Below are 7,611 nucleotides of genomic sequence, written 5' to 3'. Positions count from 1 at the left end.
GTCGGAGGCGACGAGGGTCAGGTCCAGGTTTCTGGCGAGCAGGGCGTAGGCCATCTCCCCGCGCACGGGGCAGACCGACCCGTCGAGGCCGAGCTCGCCGACGAACAGGGTGTCGCGCGCGAGCTCCGGCGAGAGCTGGCCCGTGGCGATGAGGATCGCCACGGCGATGGGAAGGTCGAACCCGGTCCCCGACTTTCTCACCTCGCCGGGGGCGAGGTTGATGGTCACGTGGAGGCGGGGCAGCTCGAACCCGCAGGAGCGCAGCGCGCAGCGGACGCGCGAGCGCGCCTCGAGCACCGCGTGGTCCGGCATGCCCACGACGTCGAGGCCGGGGATGCCTCCGGAGGTGCTGACCTCGACCGTGACCGGGGTCGCGTGCACGCCGCTCAGGTTCGCCGCCCGCACGAAGGCGCCCCCGGGGCCCATCAGCTGTCCATCGAGTAGGCGCCGAAGAGGTGGCGCAGCCGCGCGCCGCCCTCGCCCATCACGTTCAGGGCGATGACGTCGAAGCGTATCGAGCGCGCCTCGCCGTGCTGCATGAGGTATGCGAGCGCGCACATCCGGTAGCGCTCGCGCTTGGCCTCGTCGACGGCGAGCTCGGGCATCCCCTCGCGCCCGCCCAGCGCGAGCCTCGTCTTGACCTCCACGAGCACGACGGTGTCGGAGAACTCCTCCTCGCGCGCGATGATGTCGACCTCGCCAAAGCCGCAGCGCCAGTTGCGCTCGAGCAGCTCCCAGCCCTTCCGCTCGAGGTAGTTCGCCGCCATCTCCTCCCCTCTCGCGCCGAGCTCCTGCGGCGTCATGTCGCGCACGGAGCAGGGCCGCGCCGGCCGCCCCTCGCCCGTCTCGCCCCGCCGCGGGTCATCGGCGCGCATGGCGTCGTCGCGGTCCCGCCCAAGCTCCTGAAGCTCCCTCTCCATGTGCCCCTCCGTTCGTCGCCCGTGATGGCAAGAGCATGGCAGGGGCGGCTTTCGGCGAGCGAAGGCCAAGCTGACGCGCCGCAGACGGACGGCAGACGCCTCAAACTCCCGAGGCACCCGCGCCCGCGACGGCCTTGGGGCGCGTCATGGGTGACGAAATGGGTTCAAAAGCCGGGGATCTAGAAAAGGGTGAGATTCTCCACGAAGTTGCCACAGAAGGAGACGCGATGGATCGGCGAGAGGCCCTTCTCGCGAATGGCGGCGATGTGCTCGGCGGAGCCGTAGCCCTTGCACTCCGCGAGATGGTAGCCGGGATACTCCTCGTCGAGGGCGACCATGAGGGCGTCGCGCGTCACCTTGGCGACGATCGAGGCGGCGGCGATGGCGGCGATGCGGGCGTCGCCTTTGACCAGGCATTTCTCGGCGGGATGCGCATGCACGGGATTGCCGTCGATGAGGACGCAGTCCGGGTCGAGTCCCGTGTCGGCGACGGCGCGCGCCATGGCGAGGCGTAAGGAGGCGGCCATCCCCACGGCGTCGATGGAGGCGGGCTCGACGTGCGCGATGCCCACGGCGACGGCGACCTCGGCGATGCGCGCGGCGAGCGCCTCCCTGCGGGCGGGGGTGAGCTGCTTGGAGTCGTTGATGCCCCAGACGACGGGCTCCCGGGGCAGGCAGACCGCCGCGACGGTGAGCGGCCCGGCGATCGCCCCGCGGCCCACCTCGTCGACGCCCACGACGACGCCGGGGCCCCCGAGCTCGAGCTGCAGGGCGTACATGCCCTCGACGCGCTCACGCTCGCGCTCCTCGCGCTCGATGCGCCTCCGCGCCGCGCCCACGGCGGCGGCGACCTGCTTTCTCGGGTCGTCTGCGTAGCGCTCGACGAGCGAGCGCGCCTCCTCGAGCGGGGCGTCGGCGAGGGTCGCGGCGACCTCCCTTGCCGTGACGGGGCGCGTGGCGGACATGGGACCTCCCGATACAAGAAGGCCGCCCCCGAAGGGGCGGCCGTGACGTGCGTGGATGCGAGGCTAGTCGCGCTTCTCGCGGATGCGGGCGGCCTTGCCGACGCGGTCGCGCAGGTAGTAGAGCTTGGCGCGACGGACGTCACCGTGACGGACGACCTCGAGCTTGGCGATCTTGGGGCTGTGCAGCGGGAAGGTGCGCTCGACGCCCACGGAGAAGCTGATCTTGCGGACGGTGAAGGTCTCGCGGGAGCCCTCGCCGCTCATGCGGATGACGTCGCCCTCGAAGACCTGCTCACGGGTGCGATCGCCCTCGACGATGCGGTAGTGGACCTTGACGTGGTCGCCAACCTTGACCGCGGGGATGTCCTCGCGGATCTGCTGACGCTCGATGGCGCGGATGTAGTCCATGCTCAAACCTCATTCTTCCTAGAGGTGCCGACGCTCCTGCGAACGACACATAGCTTTACACACAGCGAGTGATTATAAGCCAGCCACTACCTCTAGACAAGAAGCACACAACATTTTGTGCCTGCTCGCCGCAGTACGCGCCCCGGCTAGAGGCACATGCCCACGACCACGCCCGCCTCGTCAGTCGCGAGCGCCGTCACGCACGGGTACCCCGAGGCCATGACCTGGTAGAAATACGAGGCGTCCTGCCCGGTGTAGCTGTAGGGATAGGCCGTCCGGTACCACCAGGCGACCTCCGTGCCCCCATACGAGAGCGAGAGGACGCCCGCGGGGTCGGACGAGCCGCTTACCCCGGCCAGGGCAAAGTACTCGTACTGGGCGCCCTCGGCGGCGAGCAGCGCGTCATAGACGGAGAAGTCGACGTAGCCGGTGTAGGGGTTGGGCTCTTCCCCGTACTCCGCGACGAACCAGCCCGGCGCGCCGCAGACCTCCGATGCCGAGAAGAGCCACAGCTCGTCGGCCGTCTGCGTCACGGCGGCGGCGTCCGTGGTGACCCCGGCGTTGTTGGTGGACTTGGACACAGCCAGAAGCGAGCTCGCGAGGCCCTCGGGCAGAAGGGAGCGCCCCTCGCCCGCGAGCCAGGCACGCAGCGAGCAGGCCTCCCAGCCGCCGGCGTTGGTCAGGGCGTCGTTCACGGGCCGCAGGGAGATCGGCGAGCTCATGAGCGTGAGTCCCGCGACGCCCGTGCCGTCGGCGCGCCGGTCCGCGCGGATGCCCACGACGGTGAGCGCTGTCGCGCGCCCGTCGTCGAGCGGCAGCGCCCGCGTGTCGCCCACGGCGACGCCGTAGCTCTCGGCGACCGCGCGGCCCTCGTCGTCGGTCGGCGCCGCCGCGATGAGCCGGGCCACCTCGGCGAGCTCCTCCCACGAGTACTCGTCGAACGACCTGGGCTCGAGCGCGCCCTCGACCTGCGTCTGGGTCGTCTCCGTCACCTCTGGCGCCGTCGCTTCCCCGCCCGTGAGGACGAGCCACAGCGTCGTCGCCCCCAGCGCGCACACCGCCAGAGACAGCACGAGCGCGACGACCGTCAAACCTCCGTTTTTGCTTCTACTCAAATACGTTCCCCCCAAGCTCGACGTGGCGAGTCTACCAGAGTGGGGCACGGCGGGCCGAGGCAGGACCCGTTACCCCCTCCTCCAGGAGCGAGGCACCTTGAGGTCCTCGTAGACGCGCACGGCATAGCGGTCCGTCATGCCGGAGATGAAGTCTGCGACCTGGACCTCGGGCTTGTCGCCGTCGTGGAGGCGATACTCGTCGGGCACCTCGTCGAGATGCTTGACGTAGTGGTCGAACAGCTCGCCGATCATCACGTAGGCCTTGGGCTCCTCCCACTTTGCGTCGCCGGTGGAGTACAGGTTGGCAAAGAGGAAGGAGCGCATCGCCATCATGGCGTCCCAGACGGGCTCGGACATGCTGACGTCGCCGGTTGCGGAGCTTCTCGTCACGACGTCGTGGACCATGGTCTCGATGCGCTCCGAGGAGCTTGCGCCAAGGATGCCGCGGGCGTCGGCGGGGAGGTCGCCCTCGTGCAGCAGGCCGGCGCGCTCCGCGTCATCGATGTCGTGGCAAACGTAGGCGATGCGGTCCGAGAGGGCGACGACCCTGCCCTCGAGCGTCTGCGCTCTCAGGGACCCGGTGTGGTTGCGTATGCCGTCCACGACCTCACGGGTGAGGTTGAGCCCGTGCCCGTCACGCTCCAGAAGATCCACGATGCGCGCGCTCTGCTCGTTGTGCGCAAAGAGCCCGTCGCCGGAGTCCTGACCGCGATAGCGTGCTATGGCGTGGGAGAGGGCCCGCTCGCCGACGTGCCCGAAGGGGGTGTGGCCGAGGTCGTGGCCGAGGGCGATCGCCTCGGTGAGGTCCTCGTTGAGGCCGAGGGGCCGCGCGATGGAGCGCGCCACCTGCGAGACCTCGAGGGTGTGTATGAGGCGCGTGCGATAGTGGTCCCCCTCGGGGGCGAGAAAGACCTGCGTCTTGTGGGCGAGGCGCCGGAAACTCTTGCTGTGGAGGATGCGGTCGCGGTCACACTGGTAGCAGGTGCGCAGGGGGTCGGGTGCCTCGGGCGTCAGGCGGCCGAGCGAGGCGTCGGAGAAGGCGGCGTCCGGGGAGAGCCGGGCGCGCTCGGCGAGCTCAAGGTCTGCCCTCGTGGAAACCCTCATTCTCCGACCTCCCCGGCCCATCAGGGCATCTGTGAATTGGGGACAGTCCCCGATTCACAGGTCGCGGCGGGGACCTGCACGTTGGAGACTGTCCCCATTTTACAGAAAAAGGGAGGGAGCCGAAGCCCCCTCCCCCAGCAAACAGGCGTTATGCCGGCTTACTTGGCGACCTTGGCAGCGCCGCCGTTGGACTCGATCTTGGCCTGGGCAGCCGCGAGGCGCGCGATGGGCACGCGGTACGGCGAGCAGGACACGTAGTCGAGGCCGAGGTCGTAGTACATGTGGATGGACTCGGGGTCGCCACCGGTCTCGCCGCAGACGCCGCAGACGATGTCCGGGTTGCCGGCGTGGCCGCCCTCGACGCCCATCTTGACGAGCTTCGCGACGCCCTTGTCGAGCGTGGCGAACGGGTTCGTCTTGCAGATCTTCTTGTCGAGGTAGAGCGGCATGAAGGCAGCCTCAACGTCGTCACGGGAGAAGCCGAGGCCCATCTGCGTGAGGTCGTTAGTGCCGAAGGAGAAGAAGTCGGCGTGCTTGGCGATGTCCTCGGAGGTGATGGCAGCGCGCGGGATCTCGATCATGGTGCCGACCGGGATGTCGAGCTCGACGCCGTACTCCTCGGCGACGGCCTTGATGTTCTCCTCGACGACCTCGCGGACGAGGGCGAGCTCCTCCTCGAAGGCCACGAGCGGGATCATGATCTCCGGCTTGGGGTTGAGGCCCTGCTTCTGGAGCTCGGCGGTGGCGGAGGCGATGGCCTTCACCTGCATGACGTTGAGCTCGGGGTAGACCAGGCCGAGGCGGCAGCCGCGCAGGCCGAGCATCGGGTTGGCCTCCTGGAAGGAGTCGAGCTTGGCGAGAAGGGCCTTCTTCTCGGAGACGTCCTTGCCGGCAGCCTCCTCCTTGGCGATCTCGACGTCGAGGTCGCGCGGGTCCTCGAGGAACTCGTGCAGGGGCGGGTCGAGCAGGCGCACGATGACGGGCATGCCGTCCATGGCCTTGAACATCTCGAGGAAGTCGCCCTTCTGGGCGGCGCCGAGCTTCTCGACGGCGTCGGCCTTGACGGCCTCGTCGTCGGCGAGGATGAAGTTCTGGATGAGCTGCTTGCGCTCGCCGAGGAACATGTGCTCGGTGCGGCAGAGTCCGATGCCGGAGGCGCCGTTGTCCTTGGAGAGCTGGGCGTCGGCCGGGTTGTCGGCGTTGGCGCGGACGCCGATCACGCGACCGCGGTCAGCGTCGAGACGGACCTCGTCGGCCCAGTCGAGAATGGTCTGGAGGTCGCCGCCGAGCTCCGGACGGACGAGGGCAACCTCGCCGAGGATGACGTCGCCGGTGGTGCCGTCGATGGAGATGACATCGCCCTCGTGGAGGGTGATGTCGGTGCCGGCGACGGTGCAGACCTTGTTGACCGCGTCGATCTGGAGGGCGTCGACGCCGCAGACGCAGGGGGCGCCCATGCCGCGGGCGATGACGGCCGCGTGGGAGGTCTTGCCACCGTGAGAGGTCAGGATGCCCTCGGCGGCGACCATGCCGTGGAGGTCGTCGGGCGTGGTCTCCCAGCGCACGAGGATGCAGGGCTTGCCGGCCTCTGCGTAGGCCTCGGCGTCAGCGGAGGAGAACACGACGGCGCCGACGGCAGCGCCCGGGGAGGCGTTGAGGCCCTTGGCGATGACCTTGTAGTCGGCCTTGGGGTCGAACTGCGGGTGGAGGAGCTGGTCGAGCTGCTCGGGGGCAACGCGCATGACCGCCTCCTCCTTGGAGATGCGGCCCTCCTCGTACATCTGGATGGCAACCTTGAGGGCGGACAGGGCGGTGCGCTTGCCCACGCGGGTCTGGAGCATCCAGAGCTTGCCCTGCTCGATGGTGAACTCGAGGTCCATCATGTCAGCGTAGTGGTCCTCGAGGATCTCGAAGACGTGGAAGAGCTCCTTGCCAGCCTCCTCCAGGCCCGGGACCTTGGGCAGGTCGGCGATAGGCTCGGTGTTGCGGATGCCGGCAACGACGTCCTCGCCCTGGGCGTTGACCAGGAAGTCACCGTAGCGCTCGTTGGTGCCGTCGGCCGGGTTGCGGGTGAACGCGACGCCGGTGGCGGAGGTGTTGCCCTTGTTGCCGAAGGCCATCACCTGGACGTTGACGGCGGTGCCCAGATCGTCGGGGATCTTGTTCTGCTTGCGGTAGAGGATGGCGCGGTCCGTGTTCCAGGAGCCGAAGACGGCCTGCTCGGCAAGGCGCAGCTGGAGCAGCGGATCGTGCGGGAAGGCCACCTTGCCGTCAACGACGACCTCGGGGTACTTCTCGGCGTCGACGTTGTCGACGAAGATCTGCTTGAAGGTGGCGACGAGGTCCTTGAGGTCGTCGGCGTCGAGCTCGGTGTCGAGCTTCACGCCCTTCTCGGCCTTCTTGGCGGAGATGGCGTCCTCGAAGAGCTGGCCGGAGACGCCCATGACCACGTCGGAGAACATCTGGATGAAGCGACGGTAGGAGTCGTAGGCGAAGCGCGGGTTGTCGGTCTGCTTGGCGAGGCCCTGGACGGAGTCGTCGTTGAGGCCGAGGTTGAGGACGGTGTCCATCATGCCCGGCATGGAGAAGGGGGCGCCGGAGCGGACGGAGACGAGCAGCGGATCCTCGGAGTCGCCGAGCTTCTTGCCCATGCGCTCCTCGAGGTCCTTGCGGTACTCGTCGATCTCGTCGAGGACGCCCTCGGGCCAGACGTTACCGGCGCTGGAGTAGGCGACGCAGGTCTGGCAGGTGATGGTGAATCCGGGAGGGACGGGAAGGCCGATGTTGGCCATCTCGGCAAGGTTGGCGCCCTTGCCACCGGTGATCCACTTGGCCTCCGCAACGGACTCGCCCGCGACCTCGGTCACGTTGTTGCCGTTGGCGTCGAAGCCGAAGCGGTAGACGTGCTTTTCTGCCATGTTTACCCCTTGCTTTCCTTGGGTTCCTAACGCCGGGCCCTCGGCCTGGCGCACTGACTTGGTCGCGCACGGCACTCTCGCGACCATTGGTCAGTTTAGCAACCTCTCGTGAGAAGGAAAAGGCATTCCGCCATTCGGTCAGCGTCGCTAGGTAAGCGGTGAGCGGCAACAAAATATGGGG

At 68.4% G+C, this 7,611-nt stretch carries 7 protein-coding genes; all 7 read right to left on the bottom strand.

Translation table 11 applies throughout. The features are described 5' to 3' along the window. On the bottom strand, positions 1–426 hold a 426-nt coding region (locus NW198_RS08930; protein WP_309147707.1), incomplete at its 3' end, for a magnesium chelatase domain-containing protein. Next, entirely contained in the window at positions 426–920 is a 495-nt protein-coding gene (locus NW198_RS08925; RefSeq protein ID WP_258340847.1) for a YraN family protein, read from the bottom strand. The genes NW198_RS08925 and NW198_RS08930, both read right to left, overlap by 1 nt. A 179-nt stretch (positions 921–1,099) precedes the next feature. After that, positions 1,100–1,885 (bottom strand): ribonuclease HII, encoded by a 786-nt coding sequence (locus NW198_RS08920; protein ID WP_258340846.1) that lies wholly within the window; start codon positions 1,883–1,885, stop codon positions 1,100–1,102. 63 nt (positions 1,886–1,948) lie between these two features. Beyond that, the gene (gene rplS / locus NW198_RS08915; RefSeq protein ID WP_087315085.1) at positions 1,949–2,293 is read right to left on the bottom strand and encodes a 50S ribosomal protein L19; all 345 of its coding nucleotides are present in this window, start codon (positions 2,291–2,293) and stop codon (positions 1,949–1,951) included. A gap of 146 nt (positions 2,294–2,439) precedes the next feature. Further along, a complete protein-coding gene (locus tag NW198_RS08910; protein ID WP_258340845.1) occupies positions 2,440–3,408 on the bottom strand; it encodes a DUF6273 domain-containing protein in 969 nt (322 codons plus the stop codon). A gap of 69 nt (positions 3,409–3,477) precedes the next feature. After that, entirely contained in the window at positions 3,478–4,512 is a 1,035-nt protein-coding gene (locus tag NW198_RS08905; protein ID WP_258340844.1) for a deoxyguanosinetriphosphate triphosphohydrolase, read from the bottom strand. Positions 4,513–4,670: 158 nt separating this feature from the next. Further along, positions 4,671–7,430 (bottom strand): pyruvate, phosphate dikinase, encoded by a 2,760-nt coding sequence (gene ppdK / locus NW198_RS08900; RefSeq protein WP_258340842.1) that lies wholly within the window; start codon positions 7,428–7,430, stop codon positions 4,671–4,673. Positions 7,431–7,611 lie beyond the last annotated feature (181 nt).

Source organism: Thermophilibacter sp. ET337, from assembly GCF_024733715.1.
In the GTDB taxonomy this organism is placed as follows: domain Bacteria; phylum Actinomycetota; class Coriobacteriia; order Coriobacteriales; family Atopobiaceae; genus Thermophilibacter.
The sequence above is the reverse complement of the archived record's forward strand: the minus strand, read 5'-3'. Positions and strand labels throughout refer to the sequence as shown.

Excerpts from the sequence above, each read along its gene's own strand:
- NW198_RS08925 (WP_258340847.1), bottom strand. The coding sequence starts at position 920 with ATGGAGAGGGAGCTTCAGGAGCTTGGGCGGGACCGCGACGACGCCATG.
- rplS (WP_087315085.1), bottom strand. The coding sequence starts at position 2,293 with ATGGACTACATCCGCGCCATCGAGCGTCAGCAGATCCGCGAGGACATC.
- NW198_RS08905 (WP_258340844.1), bottom strand. The coding sequence starts at position 4,512 with ATGAGGGTTTCCACGAGGGCAGACCTTGAGCTCGCCGAGCGCGCCCGG.
- NW198_RS08920 (WP_258340846.1), bottom strand. The coding sequence starts at position 1,885 with ATGTCCGCCACGCGCCCCGTCACGGCAAGGGAGGTCGCCGCGACCCTC.
- ppdK (WP_258340842.1), bottom strand. The coding sequence starts at position 7,430 with ATGGCAGAAAAGCACGTCTACCGCTTCGGCTTCGACGCCAACGGCAAC.